Origin of the sequence: Staphylococcus sp. M0911, assembly GCF_003491325.1 — a bacterium.
Classification (GTDB): Bacteria; Bacillota; Bacilli; order Staphylococcales; family Staphylococcaceae; genus Staphylococcus; species Staphylococcus warneri_A.
Genome location: NZ_CP022881.1, coordinates 1,739,932 through 1,760,839, shown reverse-complemented (window position 1 = coordinate 1,760,839; position 20,908 = coordinate 1,739,932). Strand labels below are relative to the sequence as shown.

At 34.1% G+C, this 20,908-nt stretch carries 20 protein-coding genes; 12 read left to right on the top strand and 8 right to left on the bottom strand.

Annotated features, from left to right (window positions below; translation table 11 throughout):
* Window positions 1–27: 27 nt before the first annotated feature.
* From qoxD to ssp1_RS08465, 5 genes are all read right to left on the bottom strand, one after another.
* A complete protein-coding gene (gene qoxD / locus ssp1_RS08485) occupies window positions 28–318 on the bottom strand; it encodes a cytochrome aa3 quinol oxidase subunit IV (protein ID WP_075778632.1) in 291 nt (96 codons plus the stop codon).
* Entirely contained in the window at window positions 315–920 is a 606-nt protein-coding gene (gene qoxC / locus ssp1_RS08480; protein ID WP_002450725.1) for a cytochrome aa3 quinol oxidase subunit III, read from the bottom strand. Before qoxC ends, qoxD begins: the two co-directional genes overlap by 4 nt.
* The gene (qoxB, locus tag ssp1_RS08475; protein WP_075778633.1) at window positions 910–2,898 is read right to left on the bottom strand and encodes a cytochrome aa3 quinol oxidase subunit I; all 1,989 of its coding nucleotides are present in this window, start codon (window positions 2,896–2,898) and stop codon (window positions 910–912) included. The genes qoxC and qoxB overlap by 11 nt, the downstream gene beginning before the upstream one ends.
* Window positions 2,898–4,007 carry a cytochrome aa3 quinol oxidase subunit II gene (qoxA, locus tag ssp1_RS08470; protein WP_118828191.1) on the bottom strand — a complete coding sequence of 370 codons (1,110 nt, stop codon included), beginning with the start codon at window positions 4,005–4,007 and terminating at the stop codon, window positions 2,898–2,900. The genes qoxB and qoxA overlap by 1 nt, the downstream gene beginning before the upstream one ends.
* 285 nt (window positions 4,008–4,292) lie before the next feature.
* Window positions 4,293–4,610 carry a DUF5011 domain-containing protein gene (locus ssp1_RS08465; protein ID WP_002450722.1) on the bottom strand — a complete coding sequence of 106 codons (318 nt, stop codon included), beginning with the start codon at window positions 4,608–4,610 and terminating at the stop codon, window positions 4,293–4,295.
* Between the two features lie 261 nt (window positions 4,611–4,871).
* Between ssp1_RS08465 and ssp1_RS08460 the strand changes: the two genes are divergently transcribed.
* The gene (locus ssp1_RS08460; protein ID WP_075778635.1) at window positions 4,872–6,014 is read left to right on the top strand and encodes a globin domain-containing protein; all 1,143 of its coding nucleotides are present in this window, start codon (window positions 4,872–4,874) and stop codon (window positions 6,012–6,014) included.
* Window positions 6,015–6,079: 65 nt separating this feature from the next.
* On the opposite strand, the gene folD is transcribed toward ssp1_RS08460, so the two are convergent.
* Window positions 6,080–6,937: a bifunctional methylenetetrahydrofolate dehydrogenase/methenyltetrahydrofolate cyclohydrolase FolD gene (gene folD / locus ssp1_RS08455; protein ID WP_107536134.1), complete on the bottom strand. Its 858-nt coding sequence runs from the start codon at window positions 6,935–6,937 to the stop codon at window positions 6,080–6,082.
* A 199-nt stretch (window positions 6,938–7,136) separates the two neighbouring features.
* On the opposite strand from folD, the gene purE reads away from it, so the two are divergent.
* From purE to purD, 11 genes are read left to right on the top strand one after another with little or no spacing between them, the layout of a single operon-like run.
* Window positions 7,137–7,619 (top strand): 5-(carboxyamino)imidazole ribonucleotide mutase, encoded by a 483-nt coding sequence (gene purE / locus ssp1_RS08450; protein WP_049423542.1) that lies wholly within the window; start codon window positions 7,137–7,139, stop codon window positions 7,617–7,619.
* On the top strand, window positions 7,606–8,733 hold the full coding sequence (gene purK, locus ssp1_RS08445) for a 5-(carboxyamino)imidazole ribonucleotide synthase (RefSeq protein WP_002450718.1): 1,128 nt from the start codon (window positions 7,606–7,608) through the stop codon (window positions 8,731–8,733). Before purE ends, purK begins: the two co-directional genes overlap by 14 nt.
* On the top strand, window positions 8,734–9,438 hold the full coding sequence (gene purC / locus ssp1_RS08440; RefSeq protein WP_002450717.1) for a phosphoribosylaminoimidazolesuccinocarboxamide synthase: 705 nt from the start codon (window positions 8,734–8,736) through the stop codon (window positions 9,436–9,438). It begins immediately after the preceding gene.
* Window positions 9,438–9,698 carry a phosphoribosylformylglycinamidine synthase subunit PurS gene (gene purS, locus ssp1_RS08435; protein ID WP_002450716.1) on the top strand — a complete coding sequence of 87 codons (261 nt, stop codon included), beginning with the start codon at window positions 9,438–9,440 and terminating at the stop codon, window positions 9,696–9,698. Before purC ends, purS begins: the two co-directional genes overlap by 1 nt.
* 1 nt (window position 9,699) lies before the next feature.
* Window positions 9,700–10,371, top strand: a complete 672-nt coding sequence (gene purQ / locus ssp1_RS08430) for a phosphoribosylformylglycinamidine synthase I (RefSeq protein WP_118828190.1) — start codon at window positions 9,700–9,702, stop codon at window positions 10,369–10,371.
* Window positions 10,364–12,553 carry a phosphoribosylformylglycinamidine synthase subunit PurL gene (gene purL / locus ssp1_RS08425; RefSeq protein WP_002450714.1) on the top strand — a complete coding sequence of 730 codons (2,190 nt, stop codon included), beginning with the start codon at window positions 10,364–10,366 and terminating at the stop codon, window positions 12,551–12,553. The genes purQ and purL overlap by 8 nt, the downstream gene beginning before the upstream one ends.
* A complete protein-coding gene (gene purF / locus ssp1_RS08420) occupies window positions 12,532–14,016 on the top strand; it encodes an amidophosphoribosyltransferase (RefSeq protein WP_107536133.1) in 1,485 nt (494 codons plus the stop codon). Before purL ends, purF begins: the two co-directional genes overlap by 22 nt.
* Window positions 14,009–15,037: a phosphoribosylformylglycinamidine cyclo-ligase gene (purM, locus tag ssp1_RS08415; RefSeq protein ID WP_075778639.1), complete on the top strand. Its 1,029-nt coding sequence runs from the start codon at window positions 14,009–14,011 to the stop codon at window positions 15,035–15,037. The genes purF and purM overlap by 8 nt, the downstream gene beginning before the upstream one ends.
* 2 nt (window positions 15,038–15,039) lie before the next feature.
* Complete coding sequence (purN, locus tag ssp1_RS08410) at window positions 15,040–15,606, top strand: phosphoribosylglycinamide formyltransferase (RefSeq protein ID WP_107536132.1); 567 nt, start codon at window positions 15,040–15,042, stop codon at window positions 15,604–15,606.
* Between the two features lie 16 nt (window positions 15,607–15,622).
* Window positions 15,623–17,101, top strand: coding sequence for a bifunctional phosphoribosylaminoimidazolecarboxamide formyltransferase/IMP cyclohydrolase (gene purH / locus ssp1_RS08405; protein WP_075778641.1), 1,479 nt, complete (start codon window positions 15,623–15,625; stop codon window positions 17,099–17,101).
* Window positions 17,102–17,128: 27 nt separating this feature from the next.
* Window positions 17,129–18,367, top strand: coding sequence for a phosphoribosylamine--glycine ligase (gene purD, locus ssp1_RS08400; protein ID WP_075778642.1), 1,239 nt, complete (start codon window positions 17,129–17,131; stop codon window positions 18,365–18,367).
* 334 nt (window positions 18,368–18,701) lie between these two features.
* Here purD and ssp1_RS08395 read toward each other — a convergent pair whose 3' ends face one another.
* Window positions 18,702–19,508: an energy-coupling factor transporter transmembrane component T family protein gene (locus ssp1_RS08395; protein ID WP_118828189.1), complete on the bottom strand. Its 807-nt coding sequence runs from the start codon at window positions 19,506–19,508 to the stop codon at window positions 18,702–18,704.
* Window positions 19,501–20,904: an ABC transporter ATP-binding protein gene (locus ssp1_RS08390; protein WP_075778644.1), complete on the bottom strand. Its 1,404-nt coding sequence runs from the start codon at window positions 20,902–20,904 to the stop codon at window positions 19,501–19,503. Before ssp1_RS08390 ends, ssp1_RS08395 begins: the two co-directional genes overlap by 8 nt.
* Between the last annotated feature and the right edge of the window lie 4 nt (window positions 20,905–20,908).

The following is a 20,908-nucleotide window of genomic DNA, read 5'->3' as shown; positions in this document are numbered from 1 at the left end:
GGTCTAAAAGTATGATTTTTATACTTTTTATAAGTGGTGTGAGTGACCACCTTGCATAACCCAATATGTTCCGATAACAGTAATTAGAGTTATGATAATTGCAAAGATAACTTTGAATAATTGAACTCGTCCATCTTTACCTTCAGTTAAATGCATGAACATTAATAATTGAAGTGCAGCTTGGATAAATGCAAATCCAAAAATAATAGTTACTTTTGCTTGGAAAGTCATTGATGTGTATAGAGTTACGAAAACTGCTAAAAGCGTTAATACGATAGAAGCAATAAATCCTACTGTATGTTTTACGATTGTATTCATCCGCTATACACCATCCCTATCATATATACGGCAGTGAAGATGAAGATCCAAACAACATCTAAGAAGTGCCAGTATAAACTTACTATAAATAATTTTGGAGCATTATATGAATCCAAACCACGAGTAGCAATTTGAATTAATAAGCAAATAATCCAAACAATACCAACTGATACGTGACAACCGTGTGTTCCTAATAGAATAAAGAAACTAGACCAGAAGGAACCGATAGTAGGGTTAACACCTTCAGTTGCGTAGTGTGCGAATTCGTAGATTTCGAAACCTACGAAAACAAGCCCTAGTAGTACAGTAAGAATCATCCAAAACATCATTAAGTTTTGTTTTTCTTTACGCATATAGTAAATTGCAATACCACAAGTGTATGAACTTAATAATAACGCAAATGTCATTATTAAAACTAATGGTAATTCAAATAATTCTGTAGTCATCTTGCCAGCGTAATCGCCACCGTGTTGCAAAGTTAATAACGTTGCGAATAGGGTACCGAATAACGCGAATTCGGCTGTAAGGAAAATCCAAAAGCCAAGTTTATTTAATTCGCCTTCATGCGTACGTGAATCGATTGTATTAGTATCATGACTCATGACTTACAGCCTCCCTTTCTTTAATTCGTGCTTCTCTTAAACGTGCCTCAGTTTCAGCTACTTCAGAAGCAGGGATATGGTAACCGTGGTCGATTTGGAAACTTCTCCAAATCATTGTACCAAAGATACCTGCTAAGCAGATGATCGCTGGAATGATTGTTTCAAAGATTAAGAAGAAACCACCAATTGTGAAGAAGATACCCATCCAGAAACCAACTGGAGTGTCATTTGGCATATGAATATCTTTGTAATTATGGTTGTCTAAGTAATGACGACCATGTTCCTTCATATCTACGAATGTATCATAGTCATTCCAATCTGGAGTGACAGCAAAGTTGTATTTAGGTGGAATTGCTGAAGCAGTAGTCCACTCTAATGTACGACCAAGGCCATCCCAGTTATCACCAGTAGCTTCACGTGGTGCTTTGATGTGACTGTATACAATACTTACCACTAAGAATAAGAAACCGACTGCCATTAATAAAGCACCGATAGTTGAAATGAAGTTCAATAAGAACCAACCATCAGAAGGCATATAAGTGTATAAACGACGTGGCATACCATCTAATCCAAGGATGAATTGTGGTAAGAAACAAACGTTAAATCCGATCATGAAGAACCAGAAGCACCATTTGTTTAACGTTTCGTTTAATTTGTAGCCCATCATTTTTGGATACCAGAAGATTAAACCAGCTAAGCAGGCAAATACTACACCAGTAACCAATGTATAGTGGAAGTGAGCTACTAAGAAATAAGTGTTGTGATATTGATAGTCAGCTGATGCCATCGCTAACATTACACCAGTAACCCCACCTAATAGGAAGTTAGGGATGAATGCTAATGAGAATAACATCGGTGACTCGAAAGTAATTCGACCTTTATACAATGTTAATAGCCAGTTGAATAGCTTAACGCCGGTAGGTACACCGATTAACATTGTTGAAATTGAGAAGAATGAGTTGATTAAAGCACCATTACCCATTGTGAAGAAATGGTGAACCCAAACTAAGAAACTTAAGAACGCGATACCAGCAGTTGCCCAGACCATGCTTTGATGACCGAACAAGCGTTTACGCGCAAATGTTGGAATAATTTCAGAGTAAATACCAAATGCAGGTAAGATAACGATATATACTTCAGGGTGCCCCCATACCCAGAAGAAGTTCGCCCATAGCATAGGCATACCGCCATCTGCAACTGTAAAGAATGCTGTTCCAAACACTCTATCTGCTGTCATTAAAGCTAAAGCCACTGTTAATACAGGGAAAGCTAAGATAACGATTAAAGTAGTAATGAATGTTGTTACAGTAAACATTGGCATTTGCATAAACTTCATTGTAGGTGTTTTACATCTTAAGATTGTTACAAAGAAGTTGATACCGGTCATTAAAGTACCTAAACCGGAGATTTGAATTGCAACTAGATAGTAGTTAACACCTGGACCTGGACTAAATTCACCAGCAAGTGGTGCATAGTTTGTCCAACCAGCAGCTGGTGATCCACCTATGATAAATGATAGGTTGAATAAAATCATACCAGCAAAGAATAGCCAGAAACTTACGTTGTTCATTACAGGGAAGGCAACATCACGTGCACCAATTTGTAAAGGAACAACAATATTCCATAAACCAAAGATAAATGGCATAGCCATGAATATAATCATGATAACGCCGTGCGTACTGAAAATTTCATTGTAGTGATTTGATTCCAAGAATTTGTTATCTGGAATAGTTAATTGCGTACGAATAAGTAACGCGTCAATACCACCACGGACGAACATTAATACGGCACAGATTAAATACATAACACCGATTTTTTTATGGTCTACGGATGTGAACCATTCTTTATAAAGATATTTCCATAATTTGAAATACGTAATTACCGCTATAAGGCCGATAACTAAGAATGGCGCACCAATTTGTGCCATTGTAATCATCCAGTTACCTTTAACGATTAATTGATCCCATGGAAAATTCATTAATGTCCACCTCCATGATCATCTTTTTTAGACGGACTATCGTCTTTTGCTTCTTTGGAAATTTTTTCCATTTCCTTAGCATTGTGTTTTTCTTTCTTCTTGAATTCATTGTCGTATTTTTCAATGTTGCCAAGAATCATTGGTGTCATACCATGACGTTTGTAGTTAGCGTTTGAAATAGTAACCTTACGTGCTGGTTTCACTGGTTTATCTTTAACATCTTTATAAAGATCTTTTTCGTCGATGAAGTTAGGATCTTTTTGAACGTAATTATAACGTTTGTATGCGTGGAAGATATACTCAGGATCAGCTGCAGGGTCAACGAACGCCATATGAGTACCATTAAACGTTAATTCTTTGTTAGGTGTGCTTGGTAAGATTTGTTTATCAAATGTATCTTGATCTAACGTTTTCTTACTTTTAGCTTTTTTCACCCATTTGTTGAAATCACTTTGGCTTACAGAGTGAACATCAAATGTTTGACGTGAGAAACCTTCACCGTTGAAGTTTGAGTTTCTACCTCTGAAAGTACCTGTTTGATCTGCTGTTAATGTCCAATTCATAGTCATACCAGTCATGGCATATTTCTGACCACCTAATTTTGGGATCCAGAAACTTGTCATTGTATCCATAGATTGTAACTTGAATACAACTGGTCGATCTTTAGGAATTGTTAAAGTATTAACAGTTTCGATGTGTTGATCTGGGTAGGCAAAGAACCATTTGTAACCAGCGCTGACTGCGTAAACCACAAGTGGGTCTTTGTCTTTTTCTGGTGGTTTTTCATAATCGTATAATGTTTTAACAGTTGGAATTGCTAAAGCAATAACGATAATGATAGGTACCACAAACCAAATTGTTTCAATTAAAGAATTGTGGTGCATCTTACCTGATTCATCATTCTTATTGTAGCTATACTTAAAAATAAAGAATGCGAACATGGCAAGAACAACGACAACAATAACAAGCATGAAGATAATTGAATAGATGATCAAGAACTTCTGACTACTTGCTACTGGCCCTTTTGCATTGAAAACTTCAATGTTCGAACAACCACTAAGTAAAATTAGTGTTCCGACCATTAGAAGCAAAGACTTAAATTTTGACACTTTTTTGACCTCCTAATACTACAAATGTAGGGCTTACCATTAATTTTAGTTTATTACGCAATATTTACAAGTACCTAAAAGAAAAAAATTATTGATATAAGCAAAAAATTTTAAAAAATTTGAGATATGACGGGGATTGTAAGATTTGTTAAAATTGTGTGTACATTTTGTGAAAAAGGATAAATTTGTGAAATTGCAATAAATTATGATTTTCAAGATAGATATTTTGAAGAAATTCAGAAAATAAAAAAAGTTGAGAATTTAATCTCAACTAAATATAAAATATTATTTGACTTTAATATTTCTAATTGAAGTTTTTTGAGCACCGTCTGAATCTGTGACTTTGTACTTAACCTCATATGTACCTGATTTAGTAGTATCAACATCGCCATCAATTTTGATTTTATGTGTTAAATCACCATCTTCTTTATCATAAGCGCTAATGCCTTGAAGTAGGTTATAGTCTTCACCTTTTTCGATGATGATGTCATTCACGCCTCTTAATTGAGGTTCCGAATTAGTTGTCGCTTCGGCATTTAGATTAGGTGTGACTAAAGTAGCAGATACTCCGATTGCTGATAGTGACTGAATTAGTTTATTCATAAAGTAACCTCCGAATGTTAGTCAACTACGATTTATGTATATCATACGTTAATTTTCAGAATAGTACATCATACTATAGTTTTAATATACCTGATTAATTAGATTTTTAAAACATATAATAAGAAATAAATAATTAAAATTATGTAAATTGAACGTTATGTGAACAATTTAACATTTCTTTGATTCAATATATATATACGGTATAGAATGACAATGTAAAAAGTTTTGGTTTTAAATACGAGTTATCTGGGAGTGGAAATAATGTTAAGTGAAAGAGAAAAAGACGTAGTTAAAGAAACAGTACCTGTATTACAAGATAAAGGGGTAGAAATCACTTCGAATTTTTATGCACGCATGTTCAAACAACATCCTGAACTAAAAAACATGTTTAATCAAACAAATCAACAGCGAGGATTACAATCTACTGCGTTAGCACAATCTGTGTTAGCTGCGGCGGTTAATATTGATCATCTTGAAGCTATCCTACCTGTAGTTAAAGAAATCGCGTATAAACATTGCGCTTTACAAGTACCACCAGCAGGGTATGATATCGTTGGTGAAAACTTAATTGCAGCAATCAAAGATGTTGTTGGATTAGATGATGACCATGAAATTATCAAAACATGGAAGAAAGCATACCAAGAAATTGCAGATATTTTCATCTCTGTTGAAAAGGATATATACACAGAAATGTTATGGGATGGTTTCCAACCATTTAAAGTTGAAACAATAGAACAAGTATCTTCTGATATTAAGGCTTTCACAGTATCTTCAAATGAATATGATTTAAGTCAGTTTGTACCTGGTCAATATATTACCGTTGATGTGGGTAGTGAAAAAATGCCATACAGAGCTAAAAGACATTATTCAATTGTAAAAGGTGATCAAAACCATCTTACATTCGCAGTGAAAAGAGATGTCACTACAGAACATGAAGGTGAAGTATCTACAATTTTACACGATGAATATCAAGAAGGAGATAACATTAATTTAACAGCACCTGTAGGACCATTCCATGTTGTTGAAAAGAGTAATAAACAATTGTTCTTAGGATCTGGTATAGGTGTAACGCCACTCGTATCTATGTTTAATGAAGTAGTAAATGACAATGGTGAAGCTCGATTTATACAAGTGACAAATGACACGAATGATGCACCATTCTCATCATTATTAACTTCTATTGCTAATAAGAATACACAAGCAACATATGACTTACATGATAAAAATAAAAACGGTTATATTGGTAGTGAGCAATTAAAACAGTGGATTGATGATACGGAAATCTATGTTTGTGGTGGAAAATCATTTATTCAATCAATGATTAAATCTTTAAAAGAATTAAATGTTGATGAATCTAAAATTCATTACGAAACATTTATACCTAAATTAAGTGTAGCGGTATAATTAGAATTGAATATAATATAAAAATAGCAGGAGGTCATGGCCTCCTGCTATTTTTATTTATACGGTTATTCAATACCTCGACGCATTTTCTCTGCTAGTAAAGTATTATTCAGTACCATTGTAATTGTTAAAGGACCAACGCCACCTGGTACAGGTGTAATAGCACTTGCGACTTCTTTTACTTCGTCAAATACGACATCTCCTTTTAATTTACCATTTTCATCAGGTGTATTACCTACATCAATAATAACCGCGCCTTCTTTAACCATTTCTTTAGTAACTAATTCAGGTTTGCCGACTGCGCTGACAACGATATCAGCTTCTTTAACGAAACTCGCCATGTCTTTCGATCTTGAATGTAGTATTGTGACAGTTGCATTTTGTTGCAGTAAAAGTTTGGATACAGGTTGACCTACGATATGACTTCTACCAATAACCACAGCGTTTTTACCTTCGATATCAATATCAGCATGCTTTAAAATTTCCATGATACCTAGTGGTGTACAAGGTACAAAAGTTTGTTCATCAATATATAATTTACCAATATTACTTGGATGGAAGCCGTCTACATCTTTTTCTGGATTAATAGCTTCTAATACTTTTTGTTCACTAACTTGTTTTGGAAGAGGTACTTGAACTAGGATACCACTGACAGAATCATCATTATTTAAACGTTCTAATTCTGATAAAACATCTTCTTCAGAAGTATCTTCGCTTAAATGAACGATTTCAGAAATCATACCAATTTTTTCTGCAGCTTTCTTTTTAGACCTAACATAGCTTTGGCTAGCACCATCGTTACCGACTAATATGACTGATAATTTTGGTGTATATCCTTTAGATTTAAGTACTTCAACTTGATCTTTTAAACCTTGACGATAATCTTTAGCGATTTGTTTACCATCTAATAATTTTGCTACCACAATATCTCCTCCTAATTTTTCAATAACTTAACTTTAACATTAAATTTACACAATTTAATAGCTAAAAGACGTAAATTTAATTAGAATTTCAAATTAAAGTTCGATTTTTGATTGAAAAAGCATTTGATGATTGTTATGCTATATCTGTAATATACAACTTACTGACAAATAAATCCAAAGTTTTGAAAGGGTGTACATCTTGAAAGTAGCAGTCATTATGGGTAGTTCTTCCGATTGGGAAATTATGAGTGAAAGTTGCACAATGCTTGAACAATTTGAAATTCCGTATGAAAAGAAAGTCGTTTCAGCGCATCGTACGCCTCATTTAATGGTAGATTTTGCGAGTCATGCATGTAACAACGGTTATGATTTAATCATAGCTGGAGCCGGTGGTGCAGCACATTTACCGGGGATGGTGGCATCGATGACTACATTACCTGTTATTGGTGTACCTATTGAATCTAAAAGTTTAAAAGGGATGGATTCACTGTTGTCAATTGTTCAGATGCCAGGCGGAATTCCAGTCGCGACGACAGCTATTGGTAAAGCAGGTGCCAAAAATGCCGGTATACTAGCTGCAAGAATATTAGGTATTAGTCATTCATCAGTTCGTAAAAATTTGGAAAATTATGAAAAAACATTGGTACAAAAAGTGGAGGAAATGCAAAATGAACTTCAATAAACTATCATTTGGCGCAACCATAGGAATTATTGGTGGTGGTCAATTAGGTAAGATGATGGCACAATCAGCACAAAAAATGGGATATAAAGTGATTGTTTTAGATCCAAGTTCTGATTGTCCATGTCGATATGTGGCACATGAATTTATAGAAGCGAATTATGATGACGAACGTGCACTTCAACAATTAGGTGAAAGTTCGGATGTCATCACTTATGAATTTGAAAATATATCAGCAGAGCAACTTAAGGTGTTAACCGAAAAATATAATATTCCTCAAGGCTATCAAGCCATACAATTACTTCAAGATCGTTTAACTGAAAAACAAACATTAGAACAAGCAGGGACACAAATTGTTCCTTATACCTCAATCAAACAAAAAGATGATTTATCAAAGGCAATTAACACACTTGGTTATCCATTCATTGTTAAAACACGTTTCGGTGGTTATGACGGCAAAGGTCAAATATTAGTTCAATCTGATGAAGATATCGAAGAAGCAGTTAGACTAGTATCAAATCAAGAATGTGTCGCAGAACAATTTTTAAATATAAATAAAGAAGTGTCACTAACTGTGACCATTGGTAATCATCAACAAATCACATACTTCCCACTACAAGAAAACGAACATAGAAATCAAATTTTATTTAAAACAGTAGTCCCAGCAAGATGTAATCAAACAGAGAATGCAAAACGAGAAGTTGAAAAAATTATAAAATCTGTCCATTTTGTAGGAACTTTTACAGTTGAATTTTTCATAGATGATAAAGACCAATTGTATGTAAATGAAATTGCACCACGACCTCATAATTCTGGACATTATTCCATTGAGTCATGTGATTATTCACAATTTGATACTCATATTTTAGCTGTCACTGGTCAAACGTTGCCTGACAAGATAGAGATACTAAAACCTGCTGTCATGATGAATTTATTAGGTAAGGATTTAGATTTATTAGAAGATGAATTTGGAGAACATCCTGAATGGCATGTCCATATTTACGGTAAATCTGAGCGTAAACCAAATAGAAAGATGGGGCACATGACTATATTAACGAACCAAATCGATGACACTGAAAAGGACATGTTGAAGCGTTTTGAAGGGAGAGACCAATAAATGTCATTACTTTATGAAGGTAAAGCTAAAAGAATATATACAACGGATAAACCCAATGAGTTACGTGTTGAATACAAAGATGAAGTGACTGCTGGCAATGGTGCTAAAAAGGATGCCATGTCTGGCAAAGGAAAACTAAATAATCGTATTACTTCCATTATCTTTGAATACCTAGAAAATAATGGTTTGAAAAGCCATTTTATCAAACAATTATCGGATACTGAACAATTAGTAGAATCAGTGAAAATTATTCCATTAGAAGTGGTAGTTAGAAATATTGCAGCAGGTTCTATTACACAAAGACTTGGATTTGAAAAAGGATATCAATTTGATGCGCCATTGGTTGAATTTTTCTATAAAAATGATGAGTTAAACGATCCATTGATTACAGAAGACCATATTAAGTTATTACACATCGCTTATGATGATCAAATTTCAACATTAAAATCAATGGCACTCGATATTAACAAAGTTCTTATTCAACTTATGGACGAAATGGAATTAAGACTTGTAGATTTTAAAATTGAATTTGGTATTACAGATGAAGGAAATATTTTATTAGCTGATGAAATTTCACCAGATACATGCAGAATATGGGATAAACACTCAGATACGAATTTCGATAAAGATGTCTATCGAAATGATACAGGCTCATTAATTGAAACATATCAATCATTTTTAAATAAATTGGAGGATTTAAAATAATGAAAACAATTGAATTACATGTCACTTTACAACCCCAAGTATTAGATACACAAGGTCAAGCATTAAATCGTGCAGTTCATGATTTAGGATATAAACAAGTTAATGATATTCGTGTAGGAAAGGTATTATACATGACTGTTGATGAAGCTACGGATGAAGCGGTTGATAATATTATTACAACATTAAGTGAAAAGCTATTTGCTAACACAGTGATTGAAGAATATAGCTATAAAGTGATTGATGAAAAGGAGAATGCATAACATGAAATTTGCTGTTCTTGTATTTCCTGGTTCAAATTGTGATAGAGATATGTATAATGCAGCAATCAAATCAGGTGTTGAAGCAGAATATGTTGATTATAGAACGACAACATTAGCAGGGTTTGATGGTGTACTTATTCCTGGAGGGTTCTCATTTGGAGATTATTTAAGATCAGGTGCTATGGCAAGTGTCGCACCAGTTATCAATGAAGTGAAAAGATTAGCGAATGAAGGTAAACCAGTGCTAGGTGTATGTAATGGATTTCAAATTTTAACAGAAATCGGTTTACTACCAGGTGCATTACTTCATAATGATTCACATTTATTTGTCAGTCGTAATGAATCTTTACGTATTGTAAATAATCAAACGCCATTCACTAATTTATATGAAGAAAATGAATTAGTTGTTTATCCAGTAGCACACGGAGAAGGACATTACTACTGTAATGAAGACATTTATAACGATTTGATTACTAACAATCAAATTATTTTGAAATACACTGACAATCCTAATGGGTCATACGCTGATATAGCAGGTATTGTTAATAAAGCAGGCAATGTTTGCGGTATGATGCCACATCCTGAAAGAGCAAGGGAATCATTATTAGGTACTGATAGCGGTATTAAATTATTTGAGGCTATGGTGAATAGTTGGAGGGAACAAAATGTCTAAATTTATCGAACCAAGTGTTGAAGAAATTAAGTTAGAAAAACTATATCAAGATATGGGATTGAGCGATAAAGAATACGCTAAAGTATGTGAGATCTTAGGCAGAGAACCCAATTTTACTGAAACAGGTATCTTTTCAGTAATGTGGAGTGAACACTGTTCTTACAAACATTCAAAGCCATTTTTAAAACAGTTTCCTACTACTGGTGAACATGTATTAATGGGACCTGGAGAAGGTGCAGGTGTTGTAGATATTGGTGACAACCAAGCAGTCGTTTTTAAAGTGGAATCACATAACCATCCTTCAGCTATTGAACCTTATCAAGGTGCTGCTACAGGTGTAGGAGGAATCATTAGGGATATTGTTTCTATTGGAGCACGTCCTATTAATTTATTAAATAGCTTACGCTTTGGTGAGTTATCAAACAAGCAAAATCAGAGACTGCTTAAAGGCGTAGTTAGTGGTATCGGTGGCTATGGTAACTGTATTGGTATTCCAACAACTGCTGGTGAAATCGAGTTTGATGACCGCTATGATGGTAATCCTCTTGTTAATGCTATGTGTGTCGGCATTATTGATCATGACATGGTACAAAAAGGGACAGCTAAAGGTGTAGGTAATTCTGTTATTTATGTAGGTTTAAAAACAGGTAGAGATGGTATTCACGGAGCAACGTTTGCATCTGAAGAATTAACTGAAGAAAGTGAAAGCAAACGACCATCTGTCCAAATTGGTGACCCGTTTGTTGGTAAGAAATTAATGGAAGCAACATTAGAAGCTATAACATTTGATGAATTAGTCGGAATTCAAGATATGGGAGCGGCAGGATTAACTTCTTCTTCTTCAGAAATGGCGGCTAAAGGTGGCAGTGGTCTCCACTTAAGATTAGACCAAGTTCCAACAAGAGAACCAGGTATCTCACCATATGAAATGATGCTATCTGAAACTCAAGAAAGAATGTTACTTGTTGTCGAAAAGGGAACAGAACAAAAGTTTTTAGATTTATTTGAAAAACATGAATTAGATAGTGCAGTCATTGGAGAAGTGACTGATACAAATCGCTTTGTATTAACATACGAAGATGAAGTGTTTGCAGATATTCCAGTACAACCCTTATCAGACGAAGCACCAGTATATGTTCTTGAAGGTGAAGAGAAAGCGTACAATACATCTAAAAATGACTATAGTCATATAGATACTGAGAATGTATTTGACCAGTTATTACAACACCCAACGATTGCATCAAAACATTATTTATATGAGCAATATGATCAACAAGTTGGTGCAAATACGATTATTAAACCAGGATTACAGGCATCAGTGGTAAGAGTTGAAGGCACGAATAAAGCGATTGCTTCAACGATTGATGGTGAAGCACGATATGTATTTAATCAACCTTATGAAGGCGGAAAAATGGTAGTAGCAGAAGCGTATCGCAATTTGATTGCTGTGGGTGCGACGCCACTAGCAATGACAGATTGTTTGAATTATGGATCTCCAGAGAAAAAAGAAATTTACCAACAATTAATTGATTCTACAAAAGGAATGGCAGAAGCTTGTGATGTATTAAAAACGCCTGTTGTATCAGGTAATGTATCGTTATACAACGAAACAAGAGGTACATCTATCTTCCCGACGCCGGTAGTTGGTATGGTTGGGTTAATTGATGATGTTAATTATTTAGCTAATTTTAAACCACAGTCTGGAGAAACATTATATCTCGTTGGTGATACAAGAGATGACTTCGGCGGTAGCCAATTAGAAAAATTATTATATGGCACAGTGAATCATGAATTTGAATCAATTGATTTAAGTGATGAAGTTGCAAAAGGCGAAGCGGTGAAATCAGCTATTAGAAGCGGTGCTGCATCACATGTTCAAACAGTCGGAAAAGGTGGTTTATTAATTACACTAGCAAAAATGAGTGCTCATTATAATTTAGGATTAGAGGCTAATATAGATGTTTCTAATGCTCAGTTATTTAGCGAATCTCAAGGTAGATATATCATTTCTGTTAAAGAAAATGAATCACTAAACATTGAAAATGCTATTGAAATTGGTCAATTTAATAGTGGTAGTCAGTTCAAAGTGTCAAATAACCAAACAACGATTATCAAAAATGTAGCAGATATCAAAGATGTTTGGGAAGGAGCTATTAGCCAATGTTTAACTACTCAGGACTAAATGAGAAATGTGGTGTTTTTGGCATTTGGAATCATCCAGATGCTGCTCAATTAACGTATATGGGATTGCATAGTTTACAACATAGAGGTCAAGAAGGTGCAGGAATAGTAGCTGCCAATCATGAAAAATTAGTAGGTGAAAGAGGACTTGGTTTACTTACTGAGGCTATTAAAGATGATCAATTATCGAGATTAAAGGATTATCATAATGCAATTGGACATGTGAGATACGCTACTTCTGGTAACAAAGGTATAGAAAATATTCAACCTTTCTTATATCACTTTTATGATATGAGTGTTGCGATTTGCCATAATGGAAATCTGATTAATGCGCAATCTTTAAGACAAAATCTTGAAAAACATGGTGCGATTTTCCATTCGTCATCTGATACTGAAGTGATTATGCATTTAATTCGTAGAAGTAAAGCACCTACATTTGAAGAAGCTTTAAAAGAAAGTTTACGTCAAATTAAAGGTGGATTCACATTCGCAGTGTTAACTAAAGATGCATTATATGGTGCAGTTGATCCTAATGCTATTAGACCTTTAGTAGTCGGTAAAATGCAAGATAACACTTATATTCTAGCCAGTGAAACGTGCGCTATTGATGTTTTGGGAGCAGAGTTTGTACAAGATATTCATGCTGGTGAATATGTCATTATTAACGATGATGGTGTCCAAGTTAAATCATATACAAGACATACGAATACTGCAATTTCAGCAATGGAATATATCTATTTTGCCAGACCAGATTCTACGATTGCCGGAAAAAATGTTCATGCAGTTCGTAAAGCCTCTGGTAAACGTTTAGCACAAGAAAGTCCAGTAGAAGCTGACATGGTTATTGGTGTGCCTAATTCGTCGTTATCAGCAGCAAGCGGTTATGCCGAAGAGATAGGATTACCTTATGAAATGGGTCTTGTTAAAAATCAATACGTAGCGAGAACATTTATTCAACCGACACAACAACTTCGTGAACAGGGTGTACGTGTTAAATTGTCAGCGGTCAAAGATATTGTTGAAGGTCAGAATATTATCCTAGTCGATGATTCTATAGTTAGAGGAACAACATCTAAACGAATTGTGAAAATGTTGAAAGATTCAGGGGCCAATGAAGTCCACGTTAGAATTGCATCACCAGAATTTATGTTCCCAAGTTTCTATGGTATTGATGTATCAACAACTGCTGAATTAATATCAGCGAGTAAATCACCTGAAGAAATTTGTGAATATATAGGTGCTGATTCGCTTGCGTATCTTAGCGTAGATGGATTAATTGAATCGATTGGTTTAGATTATGATGCACCATATAGTGGTTTGTGTGTTGAGAGCTTCACTGGAGATTATCCAGCTGGATTGTTTGATTACGAAGAGAATTATAAAAAGCATTTAAGTGATCGTCAAAAAGCATATATTAATGAAAATAAACATTATTTTGATAGTGAGGGAAATATAAATGTCTAAAGCATACGAACAATCAGGTGTAGATATCCATGCAGGTTATGAAGCGGTAGAAAGAATGTCTAGTCATGTTAAACGTACGATGCGTAAGGAAGTTATCGGTGGTTTAGGTGGCTTTGGTGCCACATTTGATTTATCTCAACTCAATATGAAAGCCCCAGTATTAGTTTCAGGTACTGATGGTGTAGGTACCAAATTGAAATTAGCAATTGACCACGCTAAGCATGATTCAATAGGTATAGATGCGGTGGCCATGTGTGTGAATGATATTTTAACTACAGGTGCAGAGCCACTTTACTTTTTAGATTATATTGCAACGCATAAAGTAATTCCTGAAATCATTGAACAAATCGTTAAAGGTATCAGTGATGCTTGTGAAGAAACTAATACAGCTTTAATCGGTGGCGAAACTGCCGAAATGGGTGAAATGTATCATGAAGGTGAATATGATTTGGCCGGCTTTGCAGTTGGCGCTGTTGAGAAAGATGAATATATTGATGGTTCAGACGTGAAACCTGGTCAAATCATTATAGGTTTAGCATCTAACGGCATTCATTCCAATGGATACAGTCTAGTTAGACAACTCATTAAAAAGTCAGGTATAAACCTTAACGATACATTTGAGCAACATACTTATTTAGAGACATTTTTAGCACCAACCCAATTATATGTAAAACCAATATTAGAATTAAAAAAACATGTGTCAATAAAAGCTATGAACCATATTACTGGTGGTGGATTTTATGAAAATATTCCTCGTTCTTTACCAGACGGATTATCTGCAGACATAGATGCAAATGCGTTTCCGACACCAGCAATATTCGATTGGTTGCAGGAACAGGGTAATATTAGTACAGATGAAATGTATAACATATTTAACATGGGCATTGGTTTTACTGTTATTGTCGATGAACATGATAAAACTCAGACATTAGAAATATTAAAACAACAGAATGTGAATGCCTATGAAATCGGTCGAATTGTAGAAGATAGCCATAAACCGATTCGTATTCAGGGGGTATAAACGTGGTCAAAGTAGCAATCTTTGCATCAGGTTCTGGAAGTAACTTTGAAAACATCGCACGACATGTTCAACAAGGACATTTAGAGGACATTGATATTACTGCACTTTATACAGATCATCATGATGCTTATTGTGTTAATAGAGCAGAACAACTTGGTATACCAGTACATATCAATGAACCAAAACATTTTGATTCAAAATCTCATTATGAACAACATTTATTATCTTTACTTTCTGCAGAAGGGGTTCAGTGGATTGTATTGGCCGGTTATATGAGATTAATTGGGGAGGATATTTTAACAGCTTATCCTCATAAAATATTAAACATTCATCCATCATTATTGCCGAAATATAAGGGGATAGACGCAATTGGACAAGCATTTCGTAGCGGGGATTCAATAACAGGATCAACGGTACATTATGTTGATAGTGGTATGGATACGGGAGAAATTATTGAACAAAGAAAATGTGATATCAAAACGGACGATACTATTGAAATGTTAGAAGAGAGAGTCAAACAATTAGAGTACCAATTATATCCAAGCGTTATTGCGAAAATCATTCGATAGAGGAGTATAGCGAACAATGAAAAGAGCAATTTTAAGTGTTTCAAATAAAAACGGTATTGTAGAATTTGCGACATCTTTAAAGGAATTAGGTTATGAGCTTTATTCAACAGGTGGAACGAAACGTATTTTAGAAGAGGCACAAGTTGAAGTGAAATCTGTATCTGAATTAACACAATTTCCTGAAATTATGGATGGACGTGTTAAAACTTTACATCCAGCAGTACATGGTGGGATTTTAGCAGATAGAGATAAATCAGAACATTTGGATGAATTAAAAGAACAACACATTGATTTAATAGATTTAGTAGTCGTTAATTTATATCCATTCCAAAAAACAGTAGAAAATCCAGATGTTACAGAAATGGATGCGATTGAAAATATTGATATTGGTGGTCCGACAATGTTAAGAGCAGCTGCCAAGAATTTTAAACATGTGACAACCGTTGTACACCCTGCTGATTATAATGAAGTGATTAGTAGAATAAAAAATGACCAATTAGACGAAGAATACCGCAAATCACTTATGATTAAAGTATTTGAACATACAACTCAATATGATGAAGCTATTGTGAATTTCTTTAAAGGGAATAAAGAAACCTTACGCTATGGTGAGAACCCACAACAATCTGCTTACTTTGTAAGAACAACTGATGCTAAACATACAATTGCTGGAGCTAAACAATTACATGGTAAGCAACTTAGCTTCAATAATATTAAAGATGCTGATGCAGCACTTTCATTAGTTAAAAAATTTGAAGAGCCAACTACGATTGCCGTAAAACATATGAATCCATGTGGTGTAGGAATTGGAAATACAATTGAAGAGGCTTTCCAAAATGCTTTTGATGCAGATAATCAATCCATTTTTGGTGGAATTATTGCATTAAATCGACCAGTGACAGCGACGTTAGCTGAAACACTACATTCTATCTTTTTAGAAGTCGTTATCGCACCTCTATTTACGAAAGAGGCTTTAGATATTTTAACGAAAAAGAAAAATATTCGACTATTAGAAATAGATACAACAATTGATAATAGAGAACAAGAATTTGTGTCAGTATCTGGTGGCTATTTAGTACAGGATAAAGATAACTTTGAAGTAAGTCGTGATGAAATGACTGTTGCTACTGAAGTACAACCAACTGAAGCGCAATGGGAAGCAATGTTGTTAGGTTGGAAAGTGGTAGGTGCCGTTAAGAGTAATGCAGTAATATTAAGTAACGCTAAACAAACAGTAGGTATTGGTGCTGGTCAAATGAATCGCGTAGGTTCAGCCAAAATTGCATTGGAAAGAGCAATTGAAATTAATGATAATGTTGCATTAGTATCAGATGGCTTTTTCCCAATGGATGACACTGTAGAATTAGCTGCTCAAAATGGTATTAAAGCAATTATTCAACCTGGTGGATCAATTAAGGATCAAGATTCTATCGATATGGCAAATAAATATGGCATTACAATGGTAATGACAGGAATGCGACATTTTAAACACTAATCATAAGATGTTGAAGGGAGAAAAGTCATGAAAGTACTCGTTATTGGTGCAGGTGGACGTGAACATGTATTAGCCTATAAATTAAGTCAATCATCAATAGTAGACCAAGTTCATGTGATACCAGGCAATGAAGCAATGGTTAATGTGGCACAAATCCATACTAATATTAAAGAAAATGATCACGAAGCTATCTTAGACTTTGTCACTAATCATCAAATAGAATGGGTTGTAATTGGACCTGAACAACCATTGATAGATGGTTTACCTGATTTATTAAGAAACCATCAAATTAAAGTATTTGGCCCTAATCGCGATGCAGCACAAATTGAAGGCTCAAAGGCATTTGCTAAAAGAATAATGGCTAAATATGATATTCCTACTGCACAATATAAGGAAATTAATAATAAGGAAGAGGCATTAGTTTTCGTTGAAACATGTGACTTGCCAATCGTTATTAAAAAAGATGGTTTAGCTGCAGGTAAAGGTGTAGTGATTGCTACAAAAAGAGATGAAGCTAAAGAAGCAGTTCAACAAATGTTTGAAGAAAAATCAGGAACAATTGTATTTGAAGAATTTTTAGAAGGTGAAGAATTCTCTTTAATGACATTTGTTAATGGTAAGAGAGCTGTTCCATTTGATTGTATTGCTCAAGATCATAAACGTGCTTATGATTACGATAAAGGGCCAAATACAGGTGGTATGGGTGCATATTGTCCAGTACCTCATATTAGTAATGATATAATTGCTAGAACAAATGAGGAGATTGCTCAACCGATTGCAGATGCAATGGCTAAAGAAGGCCACCATTTCTTTGGACTATTATACATCGGTGCTATTTTGACTCAAGAAGGGCCGAAAGTCATAGAGTTTAATGCAAGATTTGGTGATCCAGAAGCACAAGTGTTATTGACAAGAATGAATAGCGATTTAATGCATCATATTGTTGCACTTGATAATGATGAGCCGATTCATTTTGAATGGAAGGATGAATCAGTGGTTGGTGTTATGTTGGCTTCTAAAGGCTATCCAGGTAATTACGAAAAAGGGCATCAAGTTAGTGGATTTGAACTAGACTCAAATTACTTTGTAAGTGGTTTGAAGAAGGATAATGACCAGTTTGTTAACAGTGGTGGACGCGTCATATTAGCTATAGGTGAAGGGCAAAATATAAAAGAAGCGCAAGCCGCTGCCTATAAACGTGTTAAAAAGATAAAGAGCAATCACTTGTTTTATAGAACAGACATAGGAAATAAAGCATTGAAATAAAAGAATAATTAAAGAGAACAGGACAGAAATAACATGTTACTAAAATTTATTTCCTTGTCCTGTTTCAACAAGGTTGACTATAATTGTAAAAACTTTATATTAGAGCATCTTTATAATTCATTACTTAGACGGTTGTAATTATGGACTTTAGCTCATGTATATTCCTATAGTTTATCTGAATATATAAGTTGATATACATGTGTAAGCCGTTCTAATTTCTATGAGAAAAAGAATGTGCCTACAGTGAACTACTATAATTATATGATTAAATCCTGAGACATTATTTTTGTCCCAGGATTTTTTATTTATATATGGAATGAATGGATAAAATACTTTATTCTAATCTACCTATTCGAACATCATGGATACCAGTTATTGGCAAGGTAGATGATAAATAATAAGAAAGTCCTATAATAATTAATAAACATATAATCAATATAATATCTTTGTATGAGAAAGGTGCATGATAATAATACGTTCTAGGGCCATCTTTAAAACCTTTAGACTCCATTGCAACAGATAGTTGATGTGCACGTCGTATGTTTTGACTTAATAACGGAATAATTAAATGTTTAAGTCTTTTGAACCCTCTATAATTAGATTTGTTTATCATTTGATATCTCATTTTTAAAGAACGACGTAATTGAATTAAAGAACTGATGATTAACGGTATCATTCTAATTGCGGCCATAAAGGCATAGGCAACTTTAGGCTTTACTTTTAAATGTTGCATTAGACTATAAAAAATCATGACTACTTGTGACGTTAATGCTATAAGAATACCAAACATCGACACTGTAATTGTACGAAGAGAAAGGTGAATACCTCTGACGATACTTTCCGTACTAATTTGAATGATGACAAATTTAAATAAAATGTGGTCACCATCACCGTATAAAATCATGAATAGTGATGACAATAGAGCAAAGAACGTGGTTGCTAGTATAAAAGCACCAGTAATTTTAAATTGCGTTCCGTTAAACATAAGTAAAAAGATAAACATGAGACAAACGATGTAAATCATAAAGTCAAAATTATGAATAAAAATAATAAAGAAAAATAGTAAAACGCCTAAAACGAGTTTAGTGATAATATTGACGTCATCCATAAAGGTGGGTCTAATTTTCCAATGTTCAAACATGTTGATCACCTTTGATTTCTGTTAAATATTGGTTTTCAATTATCCATTGACGTGTTGGATAGCGTTTAATAATCTCTGGATCATGTGTAACCATAATGATACTTTGCCCCTTAGATACTCTCTCTTGAAATAGTTTTATTAATTGAAATGTATTGTGGCTATCCAAACCAAATGTTGGTTCATCTAAAAGGATGATATCTGCATTTGAATTTAATGCCGTTGCTACACTTAACCTACGTTTTTGACCCATTGATAATTCGTAAGGATGTTGATTTTTAACATTGGTTAAGTCTAGTAAATCTAATAAGTCGAGGGTTTTAGATTCTGCAATAGATGAATCTAAATGGTTAAAATGAATCAATATTTCATCATAGACAGAGTTAGTGATAAATTGAAGTTCTGGATTCTGATACACAAGATACATGTGCTTTGCAGCATCTTTAATTTTACGCAATTCCTGACCTTGAAATGTCATTACGCCTTTATATTTGATTAATTGTAATATGGATTCTAATAATGAGGTTTTACCAGTACCATTTTGACCAGTTATCGTGATCCACTCACCTGAATGAATAGCTAATTGATCCACTTTGAATAAATCTTTCTTATTACGAATAACAGCACCATTTTCAAATTTAAATAATGGCGCTTCAGATGAGGGAGCCATATATTTTGGCTTAGGAGCGTAATGCCATGCATTTGGATGCCACACGCCGTATTCACTAAGTAAATGTTCATAATGCTTTAAAATATGATTTGGCGTATCATCAGCAATAATTTGTCCTTCATAGTTCATTAATAAAACTCTATCCACATGTTGCCAAATATGTTCGACCTTATGTTCGACTATAAGTACTGTTTGGTCTTTCCAGAGCTTGATTAAACGTTGCCATAAATCTGATGTCGCATTAACATCTAACATTGCAGTGGGTTCATCTAAAAATAGCGTATCTGCTTGTTGTAATATGGTTTCAACTATAGCTAATTTTTGCTTCATACCGCCACTTAATTGATTGATTTGTGTATTTTCGTTTACATTTAAATTTACTGATGCTAATGCTTGGCTGATGGCTTCATCCATATCTTGTCTTGGCACTTGTCTGTTCTCTAAAACAAAGGCAAGTTCTTCATAAACTTTAGGCATACAAAATTGTGAATCCGGATCTTGGAAGATAACTCCATTATGCTGATTGATTTGCAATTCGTCATATTTCATAGGTAATTCTATTAAATTGGGTACAATACCACTTAATACATTTAAAAGTGTACTTTTACCAGAACCGGACGGTCCTAGTAAAAGTACTTTTTCTTTATCTTTAATTTCTATATTTAGATTATCAAAAATTTTTCGATATCCATTAGGATATTTCAAACGTAAATTTGTAACTTTCAACACTTTT

Excerpts from the sequence above, each read along its gene's own strand:
- qoxD (WP_075778632.1), bottom strand. The coding sequence starts at position 318 with ATGAATACAATCGTAAAACATACAGTAGGATTTATTGCTTCTATCGTA.
- qoxC (WP_002450725.1), bottom strand. The coding sequence starts at position 920 with ATGAGTCATGATACTAATACAATCGATTCACGTACGCATGAAGGCGAA.
- qoxB (WP_075778633.1), bottom strand. The coding sequence starts at position 2,898 with ATGAATTTTCCATGGGATCAATTAATCGTTAAAGGTAACTGGATGATT.
- ssp1_RS08465 (WP_002450722.1), bottom strand. The coding sequence starts at position 4,610 with ATGAATAAACTAATTCAGTCACTATCAGCAATCGGAGTATCTGCTACT.
- ssp1_RS08460 (WP_075778635.1), top strand. The coding sequence starts at position 4,872 with ATGTTAAGTGAAAGAGAAAAAGACGTAGTTAAAGAAACAGTACCTGTA.
- purK (WP_002450718.1), top strand. The coding sequence starts at position 7,606 with ATGAACTTCAATAAACTATCATTTGGCGCAACCATAGGAATTATTGGT.
- purC (WP_002450717.1), top strand. The coding sequence starts at position 8,734 with ATGTCATTACTTTATGAAGGTAAAGCTAAAAGAATATATACAACGGAT.
- purS (WP_002450716.1), top strand. The coding sequence starts at position 9,438 with ATGAAAACAATTGAATTACATGTCACTTTACAACCCCAAGTATTAGAT.
- purQ (WP_118828190.1), top strand. The coding sequence starts at position 9,700 with ATGAAATTTGCTGTTCTTGTATTTCCTGGTTCAAATTGTGATAGAGAT.
- purL (WP_002450714.1), top strand. The coding sequence starts at position 10,364 with ATGTCTAAATTTATCGAACCAAGTGTTGAAGAAATTAAGTTAGAAAAA.
- purF (WP_107536133.1), top strand. The coding sequence starts at position 12,532 with ATGTTTAACTACTCAGGACTAAATGAGAAATGTGGTGTTTTTGGCATT.
- purM (WP_075778639.1), top strand. The coding sequence starts at position 14,009 with ATGTCTAAAGCATACGAACAATCAGGTGTAGATATCCATGCAGGTTAT.
- purH (WP_075778641.1), top strand. The coding sequence starts at position 15,623 with ATGAAAAGAGCAATTTTAAGTGTTTCAAATAAAAACGGTATTGTAGAA.
- purD (WP_075778642.1), top strand. The coding sequence starts at position 17,129 with ATGAAAGTACTCGTTATTGGTGCAGGTGGACGTGAACATGTATTAGCC.
- ssp1_RS08395 (WP_118828189.1), bottom strand. The coding sequence starts at position 19,508 with ATGTTTGAACATTGGAAAATTAGACCCACCTTTATGGATGACGTCAAT.